At 53.7% G+C, this 17,860-nt stretch carries 14 protein-coding genes; 12 read left to right on the top strand and 2 right to left on the bottom strand.

Going from position 1 to position 17,860, the window contains the following annotated elements; genetic code table 11:
* Positions 1–21: 21 nt before the first annotated feature.
* From MRY86_RS19200 to MRY86_RS19180, 5 genes are all read left to right on the top strand, one after another.
* Positions 22–459, top strand: a complete 438-nt coding sequence (locus MRY86_RS19200; protein ID WP_293566964.1) for an RpiB/LacA/LacB family sugar-phosphate isomerase — start codon at positions 22–24, stop codon at positions 457–459.
* A gap of 99 nt (positions 460–558) precedes the next feature.
* Positions 559–1,149, top strand: a complete 591-nt coding sequence (locus MRY86_RS19195) for a DUF3109 family protein (protein ID WP_293566965.1) — start codon at positions 559–561, stop codon at positions 1,147–1,149.
* Between the two features lie 425 nt (positions 1,150–1,574).
* Complete coding sequence (locus MRY86_RS19190; protein ID WP_293566966.1) at positions 1,575–2,357, top strand: endonuclease; 783 nt, start codon at positions 1,575–1,577, stop codon at positions 2,355–2,357.
* A 128-nt stretch (positions 2,358–2,485) separates the two neighbouring features.
* Entirely contained in the window at positions 2,486–3,169 is a 684-nt protein-coding gene (locus MRY86_RS19185) for a hypothetical protein (protein ID WP_293566967.1), read from the top strand.
* Positions 3,166–4,146 (top strand): S41 family peptidase, encoded by a 981-nt coding sequence (locus tag MRY86_RS19180; protein WP_293566968.1) that lies wholly within the window; start codon positions 3,166–3,168, stop codon positions 4,144–4,146. The genes MRY86_RS19185 and MRY86_RS19180 overlap by 4 nt, the downstream gene beginning before the upstream one ends.
* 2 nt (positions 4,147–4,148) lie before the next feature.
* On the opposite strand, the gene MRY86_RS19175 is transcribed toward MRY86_RS19180, so the two are convergent.
* Complete coding sequence (locus MRY86_RS19175; protein ID WP_293566969.1) at positions 4,149–5,558, bottom strand: DASH family cryptochrome; 1,410 nt, start codon at positions 5,556–5,558, stop codon at positions 4,149–4,151.
* Between the two features lie 44 nt (positions 5,559–5,602).
* Positions 5,603–7,129 carry a hypothetical protein gene (locus MRY86_RS19170; RefSeq protein WP_293566970.1) on the bottom strand — a complete coding sequence of 509 codons (1,527 nt, stop codon included), beginning with the start codon at positions 7,127–7,129 and terminating at the stop codon, positions 5,603–5,605.
* Between the two features lie 168 nt (positions 7,130–7,297).
* Here MRY86_RS19170 and MRY86_RS19165 point away from each other — a divergent pair, with 168 nt between their 5' ends.
* The 7 genes from MRY86_RS19165 (at position 7,298) to MRY86_RS19135 (ending at position 17,843) form a co-directional block, all read left to right on the top strand.
* Positions 7,298–7,759 carry a hypothetical protein gene (locus tag MRY86_RS19165; RefSeq protein ID WP_293566971.1) on the top strand — a complete coding sequence of 154 codons (462 nt, stop codon included), beginning with the start codon at positions 7,298–7,300 and terminating at the stop codon, positions 7,757–7,759.
* 71 nt (positions 7,760–7,830) lie between these two features.
* Positions 7,831–9,486 carry a hypothetical protein gene (locus MRY86_RS19160; protein WP_293566972.1) on the top strand — a complete coding sequence of 552 codons (1,656 nt, stop codon included), beginning with the start codon at positions 7,831–7,833 and terminating at the stop codon, positions 9,484–9,486.
* 4 nt (positions 9,487–9,490) lie between these two features.
* Complete coding sequence (locus tag MRY86_RS19155; protein ID WP_293566973.1) at positions 9,491–10,735, top strand: CHASE2 domain-containing protein; 1,245 nt, start codon at positions 9,491–9,493, stop codon at positions 10,733–10,735.
* 77 nt (positions 10,736–10,812) lie between these two features.
* A complete protein-coding gene (locus MRY86_RS19150; RefSeq protein ID WP_293566974.1) occupies positions 10,813–11,772 on the top strand; it encodes a hypothetical protein in 960 nt (319 codons plus the stop codon).
* Complete coding sequence (locus tag MRY86_RS19145; protein WP_293566975.1) at positions 11,769–13,406, top strand: hypothetical protein; 1,638 nt, start codon at positions 11,769–11,771, stop codon at positions 13,404–13,406. The genes MRY86_RS19150 and MRY86_RS19145 overlap by 4 nt, the downstream gene beginning before the upstream one ends.
* Positions 13,407–13,434: 28 nt before the next feature.
* Entirely contained in the window at positions 13,435–14,379 is a 945-nt protein-coding gene (locus MRY86_RS19140; RefSeq protein WP_293566976.1) for a hypothetical protein, read from the top strand.
* A gap of 11 nt (positions 14,380–14,390) precedes the next feature.
* Positions 14,391–17,843, top strand: a complete 3,453-nt coding sequence (locus MRY86_RS19135) for a caspase family protein (protein ID WP_293566977.1) — start codon at positions 14,391–14,393, stop codon at positions 17,841–17,843.
* The last annotated feature ends 17 nt before the right edge of the window (positions 17,844–17,860 follow it).

Raw genomic sequence — 17,860 nt, 5'->3', positions numbered from 1 at the left:
ATATTTCCGGAAAAAAGGAATATGACCATTGCCATAGGAAGTGACATGGACGCCTCCCTCGTTAAGATAGCCATTGAAGAACTGCAAAAACGCGGGCACGAAGTGCTGCCTTTCGGTGCGCTGCTCACCGCCGAAGCCCCCTGGCCTAAAGTTGGGATGGAAGTGGCGGAAGCCGTAGTGGGAGGGCAGGCAGATCAGGGCATTGTATTTTGCTGGACGGGCACCGGTGTCAGCATGGCGGCCAATAAAGTCAAAGGTGCCCGGGCTGCACTGTGTTGGGATGCGCCCACCGCTGCCGGCGCACGGCAGTGGAATGATGCCAACATCCTGGCTATTAGCCTGTGCTACACCTCTGAGGCATTGCTGAAGGAGATACTAAACGCCTGGTTTGGCAATACCCCCAGCACGGAGAAGGAAGACCAGGCCTGCATCCACTACCTGAAGGAAAGGGATGCCTAAAGTTTTGTAGCGTAGAATCTACGGTCTGATGACAGGTAAGTTCCTGATGTTGCCTATTTTTGCTTTTTAATAAAAAGTAAGCCTAAACAGGTACAGCACATGTTGATGATCGGGGAAATATTGATAAGTGATGATGTGGTCAATGAGCAGTTCATCTGCAACCTGAATGCCTGCAAGGGCGCCTGCTGCTGGGAAGGTGACTATGGTGCGCCTCTTGAGCAGGAAGAGCTCCGGACTCTGGAGCGCATTTACGATGACATTCGCCCTTTTCTCAGCCCTGCCGGTCGAGCGGTCATTGAATCCGAAGGGCCACACACCTATTATGAGGGCGATGCCCAGGAATTTGGTACGCCTCTGATTGACAATGGCCCTTGTGCCTACATGACCTACGATGAGCAGGGTGTGGCACAGTGCGGCATTGAGCGCGCTTATAAAGCCGGAGCAACTGACTTCAAAAAGCCCATTTCCTGCCATCTCTACCCCATACGGGTGGTGCGTCACGAAGCCACAGGCATGGAAGCCCTGAATTACGACCGCTGGGACATCTGTTCCGCCGCCTGTACACTGGGCAAAAAGCACCAAATGCCTGTCTATCAGTTCCTCAAAGAAGCGCTAATCCGAAAATACGGCGAGGACTTCTACCATCAACTTGATGCCGCCGCCAAAGAATTACCGCAGCTAAAAAAATGAATCGTTTGACTATTCCCTCAAAAATACCTACCTTTACCTACTGAAATAGCACCTTAAAATAGGAAACAGCGAAATTTTAGCTGTATCTCCACAACAACTTATAGCAGCACTACTACATACCCCCCTATTAACTGACGATACCTTTGGTATTTCCTAGCCAAAGTTATCACTCAGATGAATCGTATAGATTTTTGGGTAAGTCAGTATTGTTATCCCTGATTATTGATAGTCCGCATCCGGAGTAATCCGTCATATTCCCAAACAGACACTCACAGGACCGAAGACCGCCGGGGTTAAGGGTTCAGGCCTGTGTTACCATTCCATAAGATTCACGTTTAACCCCCCTTTTGAAGTTGGTTTTTTGGGCAGCCCCGGAGCTTTATTCGGGGCTGCGCTTTTTTTATCTTCGCACAAAAACCAGCTGCATGCGCTATTTATTTCCACTCCTTATCATCATTTTATGCACCCAAAGGCTAGGCGCTCAGCCCACGGCACCTCTGTTTTCCAATCTGGAGGGCAATGACCTGCTACAGGCCGTGCAGAAACGGTATACCCCAGCTCAGGTACTGGGCTACGGCCCTGCCCGCGACCTGATGTATGGCAAAATTGACAACTACCGCGATACCGTCTGCTGCATCTATTCCGGCCACTGCCTTTACCTGCCACCGGGAGAAGACCCCTCTCAGGCGCTTTATCAGGACGGCAGCGCAGATGGCATCAACTGCGAACACGTGTACCCACGCAGCAAGGGCGCTAAATATGGAAATGCGAAGTCAGATATGCACCATCTTTTCCCCACCCGGCTGGCGGTAAATGCTGCCCGAGGCAATGCCCCCTTTGCCGAAATACCGGATGAACTTACGGAGCACTGGTACTATATGGATACAGAGCAAAGCAATGCCCCTGACCAACAGATTGACCACTACAGCGAATCAACCGGCGAGCAATTCGAGCCTCGTGAGAACCGCAAAGGTGACATTGCCAGGGCTGTGTTTTATTTCTACACCATCTATCGGCAAGAGGCACTGGAAGCGGACCCGCTATTCTTCCAGATACAACGCGAAACGCTACTGCTCTGGCATCAGCTCGACCCGGCTGATGAGCAGGAAATCGCCCGCACTCAGGCCATCGCCCGACATCAGGACGGGAAGCCTAATCCTTTTGTTATTGACCCCACACTGGCGGAGCGGCTTTATCGTACGGAGTAGGTTAGATTTGTCATTGACTGCCAGAACTACTGCTCTTAATTTAAGGGCTAAAAATGCGGGCTTTATGCTTTTTCGGCGGTTTTTTATGGCCATTATGCCTGTCAGCGCAGATATGGGGTGCACACCTGATGGCTGCTCATACGCAATGGAAGGACCCTCAGCTCAGCCCTATGGTGCTATCCGGATACAGCATAGCCGGCGGGCTCAGCTACGCCCGGTACACCCCCAACCATTACCAGCGGTTTCAGTTGCTCTACACCGCCTCAGCGCTGAGCAGTAGCAATAGCAGTACATTCACAGCGTCTTCCAATACGGCCCGCCACAACTACGGGCAGATGAACCACGTTGAACTTTGGGCAATAGGCCCGTCCGGTTCTCTAAAAGCACTAGCCGGCATGATGGGGCACCTGACAGTCAGCTACCGGCAGCATCACTACATCGGCGGCATCACAGAGGATCAGTTTGAGGGTGCTCTGGGGTTTGGGCCCGCGCTGGGAGCACACTGGCAGCCGCAGGTAGACTTAAGCTACCGGATAGTGCTGGGGGCGCCCTTATGGCACTATGCCATTACCAAGCGGCACAGCCCAAGGTACTTTTCCAGAGATTGGATTTGGGACCACCGGAACCTGTACGGCCCAGCCCGCTTTGCCCTCCTGCATGCTGAAGCTGGCACCTCCTGGACAGTTAGCAAAAAAACCAGCCTCTCCCTTGATTATCAGGCTCAGCTCACCTCTGTACACATTGTCCAACCACAACGGTCTTTGCAGCACCGTTTGCTATTGGGCGTTCACCTAAAATGGGCGGAATTATGAGCAAAAAAATTTTCCTGATACTCCTTCTAATCAGCGTTTGGGCAGGCTGCCTCAAGCCGGATATTGAAAGCAGCAGCATAGGGGTTTTTCAGTCCTTTTGGACCGAAATGGACCGGCACTATGCCTACTTTGACTATAAAGGAACCGACTGGGATGCCATTCACACCCAATACGCCCCACAAGCCGCGCAAGCAGATGAAGAAGCCCTGCGTGACCTGCTTTGCACCATCATTCAGGACCTGGAGGACGGCCATGTCAATCTCTACACTCCGGCAGGCATCTGCGGCTACCCCTTTTGGGAGCGTGGCCCCTCAGATCCGCCTGACCTGGAGCGCATCTCCCTGACAGCGGCGGTTGACTTTAGTACGGTGCTCTACGGTGGCTATCTGCAGCAGCAGCCGGAGCTCGGCTATATCTGGATTAAAAACTTCAGCAGTGAAATTGGTGAATATGCTGCAATCGGGGAGGCTCTGGATTACTTTTCCGGCTCCCGGGGCCTGATTATAGACCTTCGCGGCAATGGAGGCGGCTCCGACCGCAACAGCGAGCTCGTTGCCGGTCACTTCGCTACGAAAGAAACCCTCTACCGGCGATTTCGCTACCGCAATGGCCCCAATCACGATGACTTTACGCCCTGGATTGAAGACAATATTGCACCGCTTGGAAATACTTATACCAAACCGGTGCTGTTACTCACTAACCGGAGCTGTTTTAGCAGCACGGAAGACTTTATTTTAGCAATGAAACGCTTTGACCATGTACAAACAGTAGGAGACACTACAGGCGGTGGCTCAGGCAATCCCATTTTCCGGGAACTGCCCAACGGCTGGATATACCGGTTGTCTCACTGGCAGATGCAAACGGCGGACGGGCGCTTTTTTGAAGGCATCGGACTGCCACCGGACCATTACCAGCCCTCCTCAGCAGAAGACAATACTGACCGGATACTGGAACGAAGCATAGAGCTGCTGAATTAAAATCAACTGACCCGCTTCACCGCCCACTCCAACTTACCGGAAAGTGGCTCCGGTGCCGGATAGTCTTTTCCGATGCGTACTCCATATTCATTTTGCCGGACTTTGTCCATCAAAAACGGGGCATAGCAGTAGGGAGGCGGCACCTTTTCCAGTTCAGGCAGCCAGTGCCGCACAAATTCGCCTTTTTTATCGTATTTGCGGCTTTGCCAGATGGCGTTGGTAAAGCGCTGTTCAGTAGCCTGGGTATTCCAGTTGAGCCAATTGCTGCACACATCGTAGTCGATAAGTTGCGCCTCAAACCAGGCCGCGCCCCAGGTCCAGTCAATGCCATACTCCTGTGCCAAAAAGCTGGCATGATTGACCCGGCCGCGGTTGCTCATAAAGCCGGTTTGGTTCAGCTGCCGCATGTGGGCATCGAGGAAAGGGATGCCGGTACACCCTTCCTGCCATCGGCGAAACAACTCTCTGTCCTGCTTCCAACTGCGCTCTCTTTCCTTAATCCCTCCCGGGAAAAACATACGGTTGCCGTGCTTCAGGCCCAGGTACTGGAAGAACTCCCGCCACTTCAATTCGAAGATCAGCCAGTAGGTGGATACATTCTTTTTGATCTCCCGCTCGTACTTTTTATTTTCCCAATACACCCGGCGGGGCGACAGACAGCCGTGGGCAAGGTAGGGCGAGAACTTGGAGCTGTAATCGCTGCCCAGCGACTGATTGCGGGTCCATTTATACCGGGTCAGCAGTTGGCTGTCGAAAAAGTAATACTGCAGGCGCTCCAGTGCCGCCGTTTCTCCACCGGGATAGGCAGGCTGCCCGGCATCGGCCTTAAAACCTACATCCTCCATGGACGGCACCGGTGCGTAAGTGTGTTCCAATAAAGGAATAGCAACCGGCGCTGGCAGCAACGGCCGAACCTTACTGCCCTGCCTTAGGTGTTTTCGGAAGGTTTTGAATGTAGCTGCAGTGTCCTCCGGCGCAAAGGACACATCATCGGGATGGTATAACAAATGGCTCCACTCCCTGGTAAAATCACAGCCCAATGGCGCCAGGGCATGTTGTACCGCTTGCTCATCCTGCTGCTCCTCCCAGGCGATGTCCCGCTGTGCATACACGGTTTGAATGCCGTGTGCCCGGACCAGCTTGGGAAGAACCTCCCCCGGCTGCCCAATGACGATATGCAAATCGCCACCAATCCCCTTCAGGCGCTTCTTCAGATCCGTCAGACTTTGGAGCAAAAAAGCCAGCCGGTGGGCACCCGTTTTCCGGAAGCCCAACGGCAGCTCCCGGAACCAGCGCGGGTCCAGGCAGAAGACCGGCAGCAGCGTATCGCTTTCCGCTAAAGCCCGGTGCAGGACGGGGTTATCATGCAGGCGTAAGTCTTTTCGGAACCACAGCAGGCCGGGCTTAGACATAGAATGAAGTGTTTTCTTGCCCAACAGGCTGGCTCCCCCAAGGTTTAATTGCCCATGATGTTGAAGGAGATGCCCAGGAAAAAGCCCAACTCGTAAATCGACTTAGTGGGCAGTATCGTTGCATCGTATACATCCCCGGGTTCGTAGCCTTGGGCCAGGCGTTCCACTTTCCCACCGGTAAGACCTGTGGTGAAGACCACCCGCTGCCCCTGCCCCAGGATCAGGCTGGGGCCGAAAAAGTAAGTTTGCAGCCCCGCGTTATCTCCTCCGACCCCAATACCAAGGCCAAAGGTCCCCCCAACGGAAACCTGCCGCCGGCTCTGCGGGTAGAAATGGAAAAAACTGGAAATAATCGGCAAAAAGGCATCCTGGTCATCCGCAACGATGAAAGAGTCCCGAACGCTATACGACTGCGGGCGGTCAAAGAAGCGGACGAAGCTCACGCCAACACTCGCATTGACCTTTAGCCCGCCGTAGGTATTCAGCTTGATGGGGTTAAGTTGCTTAGGCCTTACGCCCTGCAGCAGGGCGGAGTCTACCGGATTGAGCCGGATGCGGAAGGTGGTCAGGTCAGCATCCGGGCTGAAAACGAACTTTTGTTCGAACCGGTGCTCCTGCATTTCTTCGTATAGATAACTTAGCTCTGTCAGTTCCCTGAGCTGAAGGCCTTCCAGCCCGACGAGTTGCTGCCGAACCGACTGAGCTTTTTCCTCATACGCTTCCACACGGAGGGCAGCAGCCTCGTAGGCTACGGCCAGGGCAGTCCGGTCGGTATCGGGCAGGTCAGGGGCTTCGAATAAGACACTCCGGGAAGCCTCCAGTTTTTGCAGTTCCATCTGAAGCTGCCCCACTTCCTGCTCGTAGTTTTCAACCGTTTTTTGGATGGCACTGGACTGATCGGTGCGCCGAACCACTTCCCCTATGTTCAAAGGCTCATCCCGACGGACACCCAGCACGGGCTTGAGGTAGTCCATGGACAGGGCTTTGATCTTTTTAGGCGATAGTCCGGGGTGCTGCCGAAGCTGCCGTACTTCGTCCAGCGCTATCTGTTGAAAAGCCTGGCTCTGCAACTCTTCATTCAGATAGCCACTAAGCTCCTGAATCTCTTCTTCGATATCCTCCATCGCCTTCAGATGGCTGGCAAACCGCCTGGCCATAGCTTTAGTAGCGGTAGATACATTCGCCTGGTCCACCATGCCGCTTCCCTGATCAGCGATACGGGTACTGTCTAACCCGAAGCCCGTGCCACCCATCCCTCCGGTGAGGCTTCTAAACTGAGCTAATGCAGAACTGCTGCTGCCGCCGCCAAAGAAAGGGCTGCCTGAGGCAGGCACATTGAAGTCCTCAGCTTCGGTTTCCAGCTCCAGGTCATAGAGATAATCATTGTAATTGAGCACGTGCAGTATGACCTGCTGCCCTTTTTTGACGGCAGGCTGCGGTACAGCTTTTCCGTTCATCTGATAGTAAATAGTGTCCTCAAATACATCATAAAAAACATGCAGGTCTTGGGCTGAAAGCCAGACTGTGTTCAGCAGCATCAGCAAAGCCATACAATACTTAGGTGCGTTCATTGGTAGGTAGATTAAAGGTGGAGAAAAAGGGCTGTAGGCCTCTCTTTGGGCCCCGCGGCAGGAATACAATTCCTAAATATAGTGATTTGGCGAAATGGAGAGAGGTTACCCTGCCCAAAAAACTTTCTACTGATGGGTAACCAAAGGGCAGGTATTCAAATCAAGCCAATGAACACGACATACAGAATCATGAGAACGATCATCATCATTTTTGCTTTATTTTCCTGCGGCTATCTGAATGCGCAGTGGGTTTGGGTAGGCGGCACCCCCGGCAGACTATCAGACTGGATGGAGCCTCGCAACTGGAACCTCAACCGGGTACCGGATGAAGGTAGCAGTGTGCGGATACCCCAGCTTAACCAGCCTTTCTATCCTGAAATTAAGGAAAGTGTACCCTCTATCGCCCATCTTGAAGTGGCTGGAGGTGCAGAACTGCATGTTTTGACGAATGGGCTCCTGCAAATTGACGGCCAGGACACCTACGACGCTGGAATTTTGCTGATTGGGAAAATCTACATCCACGGACTAATTGCAGTGTTGAATACGGCTCAAAGTGAAATTGCTGGCAATGAAGGCAATCTGATCACCTACACCGATGGAGGGCAACTGAGTTTTTCTCCGTCATATTAATTCAAGATTCCTTATTTTGTGAGGGCGACCCATATTGGCAAGCCATAAAAACTACCTAAACCCAACCCACCATGAAAACCCCCAGCCTGATCCTTACTATATGCCTTTTCTGCGCACTGAATCTTAGGAGCCAGCCCCGAAATGCTTTCAGCTACATCAGTAAACCGGCTGAGCTGGAGCAGGAAATGGAGGCGCTGGTCGGCCCAAAGTACGAGAAAGCCTTAGCCATCTACAATAAGCTTGTGGAGGCCAAAGGCGACCGGCGCTTTCCGGTTCCGGCTTTCACGATGACCAAAGCCGCAAATAATGCCGCGTTTTTGGTATACGGTGGCACCCAAATCGGTCTGGAAGAAAAAGCCTACGACATTTGCATGTCAATGGGCGAACAGGAAGGTAAGGCAGCTATTGCCGGACTGCTCGGCCACGAACTGGTCCATTTTTACGAAAAGCACCAGTGGCGGTCAAGTTTTGCGAAAGCCTATCAGGAGCTCGAAATCGGAAGAACACTGCAAGGCATGGTAGACCATGATAAAATCAACAACGAAACGCAGGCCGACTACCTCGGCGGATTCCTGGCCTACTCCGCCGGCTATCCGGTTTTCGATAACCGGTCCGCCATCCTGGATAAGATATACAAGACCTACCCTTTCCCGGAGATCGATAGCACGGGCGCCTACCCCAGCCTGAACGACCGCAAAGCGCTGGCCCAAAAGTCAGAAGAAAAGCTCAAAGACCTCGTTCGGGTCTTCGAAGTGGGGAATTTGCTCGCCGCAATCGGCCAATACGATGATGCGCGGGTGTTTTTCAAACACATTCTGATCGATTACCAGGGCAGGGAGATCTATAACAACCTTGGAGTAATTACCGTACTGGAGGCGCTGGAATACTTCCCGGAATCCGAACGCAAATACCGCTTGCCACTGGAACTGGATATGACCTTTGGAGCAGGCAGCAAAGACGGTTTTGGAGACAAGGAAGAACGACGGGCCAAGCTGCTGCGCGAAGCCATTTCCTACTTCAATAATGCCATCAGCATGGACCCGGACTATGCCCCGGCTTACCTGAATAAGGCCTGTGCCTACTACATGCTGGGAGACAATGACCGGGCAGCTTTTTACGCTGATGTGGAAGCAAAGCGCAATCCGGGGCAATTCCCCAAAACCAAAACGGATGCTCAGGTATTGATGGCTATGCTGACCGCCCGCGAGGGTGACCTGGAAACCGCCATTCAGCAACTGGAACAACTGGAAGCGCCCTCGGCTGTGGCCCTTTACAACCTGAGCCAGATGAAGCAAACCCCAATTCCGGCAGGCCGCAAACCCGATGGGCCGGATGCGTATGATATCGACAGTGTGGAACCCTTTGCCCTGACCAACTTCGACCGGCAGTACCGGCGGGACCGTCAGGAAATTGAACTGTTTGAAGCCCTGGACTTTAGAATATGGACACCCGAACAGGTCGACGGCCTGACCGCTTCCACCGTTTACATGGTCAAGTCGCCAAATAATCCCAGCCTGTTCCTGCAACTGACCGATGCCGGGCATCCCGGGGAACTCTATGATGGTTTCAAAGCCGGCACCCCCCGCTCCGAGCTAACGGATCTTTACGGAGAACCTAAAACCTCAATTGAACTACCCACCGGAGAAATCATGGTTTACAAGGAAGTGCTACTTTTACTCGACCAAAAAGGACAGCTCAGCCGCTGGGCTAATTACCGATTCAAATAAACCTATGCTCAACCGCATTATTCAGCCACACAGCATCATCATTACGGTGCTGATTTTCCTATTCATCTGGTTCCTCAACCTGATACGGCTGAACATGCACTACATCGACCCTTTCAACAACGGGCTCAAAAACTACGAAATCACGGACATCGTCTATGCCTACCTGAGTGATTCCTCCCGGCAACAGCCGCTCCGTACTCAGGACCTGCTGCTCGTAGATATTGGCACCCCCGACCGCGGGCGTATGGCACTGCTGATTGACCGGTTAAGGGAGGCCGGTGCGGCTGCCATCGGGGTGGATGTGCTTTTTGAATCATCGACAGTCTCTCCTGCAGACTCCTTTTTGCAGGCGGTCATTCAGCGAACGCCCAACCTCGTCCTCGCTTGCGAAGTCGATCAGGTCAACGCAAAGGCGACGCAGTTTGAGCAGTGGAAAGGCGTGGACACCGCTTTTGCCAACTACAGCACCCTCGGCTACGTCAACTTCCCGGCTAATCAGACGCGGGTTATCCGTCATTTTAGCCCGAAGGAGTTGGTGGGGCAAGATACGCTGCCCGCATTCACGACTGCGCTCCTGCAAATCTATGCACCGGCCAAAGCCGCAAAATTGCTCGAACGGAACAAACCAGTGGAGCGCATCCACTATACCGGAACTCAGTACGCCTTCCCGAGGCAGGAACAGGACCGGCTTTTGGACAGTATGAGCCTTGAGGAAGTCCGCTCTGTTGTCCATGGCAAAATGGTGCTCCTCGGCTACCTGCCTGCTTCAGGTCAAGGCGATCCGCTAAAGGACCGGCACTATACCCCACTCAACCCATCCTACACCAACCGGGCTATCCCCGACATGTACGGCCTGGCTATACACGCGAATGTGCTAAATATGGTGCTTGAGGAACAGTTCGTCCGCGAGCTCCCCAACTGGCTTAATATCATTTTGCTCGCCATTTTCGGCTACCTGAATGTGCTGTTAATTCACTGGGTGTATGATGATTTCAATGAAGTATTCCATGGCATCACGCGAGCCCTGCAGCTTGTTGAGTTTATTCTTCTGTTTTTTCTAATTGCCCTGCTTTTTCATTTTTTCCGAATAAAACTCGATTTTGGGGTGGGCATTCTGGCCCTTTTGCTGGCCTACGACCTCATTATGATCTACGAAAGCCTCATCCGGAGGCGGCTGCCCTGGCTCGACCGGATTCCGGAGGCGGTTCCACTACGGCCTACACCTGCTGCTACTGAGGAAGAAGAGTAATCCTTGCACGATTTCTGTATATTGGAAGGTAACCCTTTGAAGGCTGATCAAATTGACTAATAAAGCCTGAGCATACTATGAGAAACAAATGGCTATTCCTGATTTTACTGACTTGCTGCATGACAAGACTCACTGCCCAGCAGGATCTTTTTGTTGTTTTGGACGTCAGTTCGAGCAATGGCCTGACCTACAGTCAGGAAGGCGGCAATGAACGGCGGGTATTTGCCGGCACAACGGTCAAAGCTCCGGGCCGGCTACGGCTGCTACAGGGCGTGAGTGCCGTTATCGTTTTTGAAGACACCCGGACAACGCTAAAAGGCCCGGCCATGTATGACCTTGAACAGCTGGGCGCTGATATCCGCAGCCAAAATAGTTCTACTTTCCTGAGCCGGTTCTGGTCTTTTATCAGTAATGCCATTAAAGATACCGATACGCCACAGCAGGTGGAACAGTCCCATCGCCGCTACCTGACCAATGCCCGGGCGGGGGTCAGTGGGTTCGGCAGTCCGTCCTACAGTATTGAAGCACCGCTTTACCTGACCGGTTTACTTACCCATCCTGAGGTGACATTCCGCTGGGACTCCGTTGCCCACCCGAGCGGTTATCGTTTTGAGCTGCGGAAGGAGGGCGCTGCAGAGCCTATTCTTGCTGCCACGCTGTCCGATGAACAATTTACCACAGACCTACGGCAACTCCGCTTTGAGGGCAATGCGCCTGCCTATTGGCAAGTAAGCGCCCTACAGACTGACAGCAGTTGGCTGCAGTCGGCTCCTTTTCCTATTCTTTATGATGAGGCAGCCTTGCAAAACTTCGATACTCAGCTGGAAGCCGACGGCGATTTCCAAAGCCTGTCTGAACCCGTGCAGCCTATTTACCGGCTTTATGAGCTGGAGGAAGCCGGGCTTTTCCAGGCCGCTTATTGCACCTACGCTGCACAACTCCAATCGGATGCCCCCTCCGCAGTGGACCGGCAACTTTTCATCAGTTTTCTCCTGCGCATGAATGCGTTGGAAGAAGCCCAAACCCTAATGAAATGAGCAGGCTCCTCCTGATAATATGGCTGGTACTGCCTGTTGCATTGGGAGCGCAGGACAGCCTGTTCGCCTTTGTCGACAACCCCTTCTCGCGCCGGTTCGCCCCTGTGCCGGTAGACGGTTACAAGCTGGAGGTGGCGCAGCGTATTTTTGATGACCTGGTGAAGGCCCGGGGCAGCTTCAGAATGCCCGTTCCCGAGCTTGTCATGAATACCGGGCGCCGCTACATGGCTTGGATGCACCCCGGGAAGCGACAGATTGGGCTGGAGGAGCAAGCTTATGACATTTGCGTCAGCCTGGGCAAAGACTCCCTGAATGCGCTGGCGGCGATGCTTTCGCATGAAATCATCCACTACTACGAAAACCACGACTGGAAACGCAACTTCATCAATCAGAATGACGGCCTGGAAGCGGCTGAAAAGCTGGAAAAACTCTCTGACGGGCTTAAGTACGAGACGCAGGCCGATTACTTTGGCGGCGTATTAGCGATTTCTGCCGGCTACAACACCTACGGCACCCTTACCCCCCTGCTTAAAAAAGCCTACGCTACCTACGGACTGCCTGAGGAAATACAAGGCTACCCCAGCCTGAGCGAACGCCTGAAACTCAGCGAAAACACCGCGCGCCGGCTGGAAAAACTCTTTCAGGTCTATCAGACCGCCAACTACCTGAGCCTGATAGAAGGATATACCGATGCACTGGAATATTATCAGTACATCCTTGGCGAGTATCAGGGCTTTGAGCTATACAACAACGCCGGAGCTACCGCACTGCTGGCGGCACTCGACCTCACCCCGAAAAATGAAATGCCCTACGTTTTGCCGATTGAGCTGGACCTGGAAAGCCGGCTTGGGCAGATTACCACCCGATTGCCCAAAGACGCTGCTGCGCGGCGGGCACAATTACTGGAGAAGGGGCAGCAACTATTCAAAAACGCTTTGCTGCTCAACGAAGCTGAGCCCTCTGCCCACCTTAACCTGGCTAATCTCCATGTGCTAAGGGGAGAATGGCTGGATGCTGAATACCGGGCCCGGAAGGCGTTGGCGCTTGCAGAAAAGGCAAGCAATGCCCCCGCTGCGGCTAAAGCGCAAGTCACTTTGGGCGTAGCGGCTATCCTTCAGCAAGACACCACTGCCGCTTTGACCTACTTCCAATCGGCGCAACCAGCAGTGATGAACCTTGTAAAAATCAATTTGTCCGTCTTACAGGGAGGCGCAGAACTCTTTGCCCCGCAAAATTATAACGTGAGAGGCGTGGAAGAAATTGATGGCGTTTTCCCGGAAGACTTCCTCGTTGCCCCTTCCTTTACCGCCACCGTAAATCTGCCCGGCAAAATATACTGTGGCTATAAGCATCTGCCCACTTCCAATATTTTTCAACATTATGTGGACAACGGCAGCAACCGCTTTGCCTGGTTCCACCGGACCGGCCCCGACTACGAGGGAGCAACCCTTGCAGGGCTTTCAGCCGGTGCCACCGCAGCCGAAATCCATTCAGCTTATGGTGCGCCCGACCGGATCCTATCCCTGCACAACGGGCAATGCCTGGCGTACGATCAACGGCAACTTCTACTTCTCACCGATGAGGCCGGACAGCTTCGCAGCTGGATCGTCTTTCGGTCAGGACTAACAGAATAAATCTTCATACACCTAAAACCTTTCCACCATGAAATGGCTAACCCTATTGTTTATCGCTTGCACTTTCTTAGCCCTGAATGCGCAGGACAGCCCGGTTGTTTATTCCGTTGATGGCCCCGTTCGGTACTCCCCGGCAAGCAAAGGCTGGTTCAACTTTTCCCCAATTAAAACGGGCATGCCGCTTAGTAAGGAGGGCCGCCTGAAGCTCCGCGCAGGCACTTCTGTCAGCCTGCTGTACGATGAGCAATTTGCCACGATCAACACCAAAGGCAAACACGACATCGCTACCCTGCTCGCAGATTATGACCAGTTTCAGGAAAGCCCCTACGCCAAGCTGTTGCGGGACAGGGTGGAAGAAGCCAGTGACCCTTTCTTCTTTTACCTCGATGATGAGCCGGGGCTGGCCTCTAGTACCAAGCCCACCAAACCCAAGTACGAAAGCAAAGAGGGTGATGGCCATGGCGATGCCGATGCGGCCCTGCTCCCCATCACAACCAATGGTGGCAAGGTGGCTGGTGAAAGCTTCTTCGTTTCCTGGGCACCAGGAGCCGATGTGAAAGCGCCTGAACAGTATACTTTCCGGCTTACCAACGATCAAGGACAGGTTTTGCTGGAGAAAACGACAACCGAAGGCAGCCTCACCGTAAATGCGGCAGATGCCGGGCTCCAAACCGGTGAATTTTACCGATGGAAGGCCACAGCCTCCAACGATGCATCTGTGGGCACGCCATTGATTACCTTTGAGTACGCTGAAGAAGCTGCCCTTACTCCACTACTTATTAAGCTCAAGGCGAATTCAGCCTACCGTACAGCCGAGCCTGCCGCTCAACTACTGCTGGAAGCTGTTGCACTTGAAGATGCAGGCTTTCAGGAGCGGGCCGGACTCCGCTTCCGGGAAGCGATGGAGCAAGACCCCGACCACGACCTGGCAAGAGCTTTGTATAAGGCATTCCTGTGGCGGCAGGGGCTGTAAAAACTACACGGATGACAAATTACCTTCAACCCCTTTTATTTCTACTCCTCCCCCTGTCCGGTATCGCCCAGCCCGTAGAGCTGGGCCTGCCAGCCGGGCATACCGGGCCTGTTTACAACCTCCACTTTGCACAGGATGGCAATACCCTTTTCTCCGCTGGAGAAGATGGGGGGCTGATGCTTTGGGACGTGGCAACCGGAAAACTGCTGAAGTCCTCTGTGAAAGCCGGGGGCGCTGTAATGCGTGGGGCCATCGCTTCCCCAAATCTGCAGTACGTTCAGTATAATAAAGGCTGGCAGGATTACCGGCCGCTGTTCTTTAGCTTTCGGAACCCGGAAAACCGGGGGATGAACCTCCGGGATGACCCTTTCCAAAGCTTCTCTGCCGATGGACAATGGGGCATGAAGCAGTCCGGCGGCTTAGCCCGGCTTGACAACCCTGCCGATAGCGTACCCGCTCCTGATTTTGAGCCCGATGGCTTTACGCCGGATGGGCGCTATTTTTACAAAATCAGGGAAGGGCAGATTCAATTTTGGGATGCGGTTACTCAGGACCAGATGCAGCTCCAAAACCTAAACGGGCTCTCGCCATACGCCAAGTTTTGGGCGTATGGCAAAATACTGGGTGTCGAGGTAGAATACTCCATTCAGTACAACTTTTGGTCGACCGAAACTGGCACGTTCCTCTACCGCCTGGAAGTACCCGAAGGCTATCAACTCCGGGATATTGCTCCGGACGGCCGTTTTGTAATTCTGGTGGATGAGCAGGGGCTGTTCCGGAAGTACGACCCTGTACAGCAGGTATTCATGCTTACTTACACTACCGGCTCCCCAACTACCAATGAATCGATGATGCTAGAACCACCCGCTGGCCGGCTTTCCCCTGATGGGCAGATGCTGGCGTGCAGCGGACTCGATGGCACCCTTTATCTACTCGATGCCAACACCGGGCAAAGGATTCGAACCCTGCGTGCTCACCATCTCATCCCCGCTGATTTGGCTTATAGTGAGAATGGCGAAAAGCTCAGCTTTACTTCAGCATCAGGCTTGGTACATACCTGGGACCTGGAGGCTTGCCGCAAGGAAGCTCCTGGGGCGCCCACCAATATCTACAACAGCATCTCCCTGTCAGAAGGAGCCTTCCGGGAACAAACCCTCACCCAACAAGGCATTAAAGCGACTACGGCAGACGGACAAACCGGAGTGCGCTTCGAGCGTGGCGACAGAGGTTACACCCCCGTACTGGTGAATCTGCAAAACATGGAGCCCATCCGCTCATTAGCACCGGCCAATTTGGGGTCTTATTCGGTAAGAAGGGCCATCTTCTCCAATGATGGCAAGCGGCTGCTCCTCATCCCCGCCAATGAACTGAAGGAAGGCACCACCTGCTACGTTTGGGATGTGCCTTCGGGTAAAATTCTGCACCGCTTCCCGGATCCGGAAGATAATTACGCCCTTTCCGGTGCATTTTCCTCCGAAGGGGACCAACTGTTACTAGGTACCTGGAACCGTGCCGTCCACCTTTATGATCTTGCCACCGGGCAGCTTTTGCATACCTTCAGGGGGCACCGGGGAAAGGTACAAGCCCTCGCCTTTGCACCGGATGGCAACTATTTTGCCAGTGGTGCGGAAGACGGACAAGTCAAAATCTGGAGCATCCATGAGCGTAAGGAAATCGCCACTCTCATACTTATTGACAAAGACGACTGGATTGTACTTAGCCCGCAAGGGCTGTTCGATGCGTCCCCAAATGCCATGCGCCTGCTTTACTATCTGGTTGAAACCGGCCAGCGCACCGAAATCATAGAACTGGAACAGCTTAAAGCCCGCTACTACGAGCCTGGCTTGTTGCAAAAATCGCTGGGTTACCTGACTGAGCCCGTCCGTTCTGTGGAAGGATTGGCTCGTGTAGCCTTGTACCCGGCGCTTCAGGCCGGCATTCAGGGCGATCAGTTAAAGGTGGCACTCGAAGCCCGGTCCGGTGGAATCGGCAGAGTGTCCATTCAGGTCAATGGAAAGGAAGTGGCTTATGATGCTAACCCTGATCGCAAACCCCGCTTTTCCTTTGACCTGCGCCCGGTGCATCCCTACCTGCTGCGACATCCGGACAGTACCAACCGTATCAGCATTCAGGCGTATAATACCGAAGGATGGCTGAAGAGCAGACCGCTTCACCTCAATTACGAACCGGTCAGCCGGACCAGAGGAAATACCGGCAACAGCAGCAGCTCCTGGACCGGAGAACTCGACCCCAAAATGTACGTCGTGACAGTAGGCACCTCCGACTACAATGGGGAAGCCCTGGACCTGAAGTACGCCACGCAGGATGCGATAGCTATGGCCCGCTCCCTCGCACTCGTCGGCGCTAACCTTTTTGCCAATGGCGACAGTATAGAAGTGCACTGCCTGACCACCGCCCCGGCCGACCAAACCGGGCTCGAAGGCACCAACATCTCCTGGCAATACGCCAGCAAAGCGAATATCCAAAAGACCTTGCAAAGCATACAGCAAAAAGCCAAAGCCGAAGACGTGCTCCTCGTTTACCTCTCCGGCCACGGGCTGGCTTTCGGCAATGGCGACCGGGAGCAATTCTACTACCTCACCCACGATGTGGCGAATACCGATATGATCATGGATGCAGAGGTCCGCGATCAGTACACCATCCCGAGCAGCGAGCTCACCGAATGGATCAACGACATCCCCGCCCTCAAGCAGGTGCTCGTCATTGATGCCTGCAACTCCGGACAAGCCGTGGAAGACCTCAGCAGCGGCACCCGCAACCTCAACGCCAGTCAAATCCGGGCATTGGACCGCATGAAAGACCGCACCGGCATGTTCATCCTCTCCGGCAGCGCTGCCGATAAGGTTAGTTTTGAAGCCAGCGAGTACGGACAGGGGCTGCTCACCTATGCACTGCTGCAGGGCATACAGGGCCTGGCCACCACCCGAACTGCCGATGGGGAATACGTGGATGTGATGACGCTCTTTCAGCATGCCCGGGACGAAGTGCCCCGCCTTGCCGCCTCCATCATGGGCGTACAGACGCCAACACTGGGCTTCCCTGCCGATGCCAGCAGCTTTGATATCGGGATTGTCAAATACGAGCAGCCACTACCCGTCGGACAAAAAAAACCGGTACTGATCCGCACCACCTTCCTCAATGAAGCCACCCTGACGGATGACCTGCAACTGATGAAGCAGCTGGAAAATATATTCCGGCGGGAAAATGAAAAGGCCGCCAGTGCCGATTACCTGTTTATTGATGCCAGTGATTATCCGGGGGCGTATGCGCTGCGGGGGCTGTACACTCAGGTTGATGGAGATATCCGCTTCTCCAAAATCCTACTCTTCAGGGGGCAGTTCACCTCTTTCCCTTTGGATATCGCTCCTAACAGTGATCCGGGCCGCATAGTGAGGGAAATAGAGCGGGCCGTAAAAAGGATCATCAAACGGCAGTCCCGGTAAACAAAAACAAGGCTTGA

The organism is Phaeodactylibacter sp. (assembly GCF_022763345.1).
Lineage (GTDB): Bacteria > Bacteroidota > Bacteroidia > Chitinophagales > Saprospiraceae > Phaeodactylibacter.
Note: the sequence above shows the minus strand (reverse complement) of the source record. Positions and strands in the feature narration are given on the sequence as shown.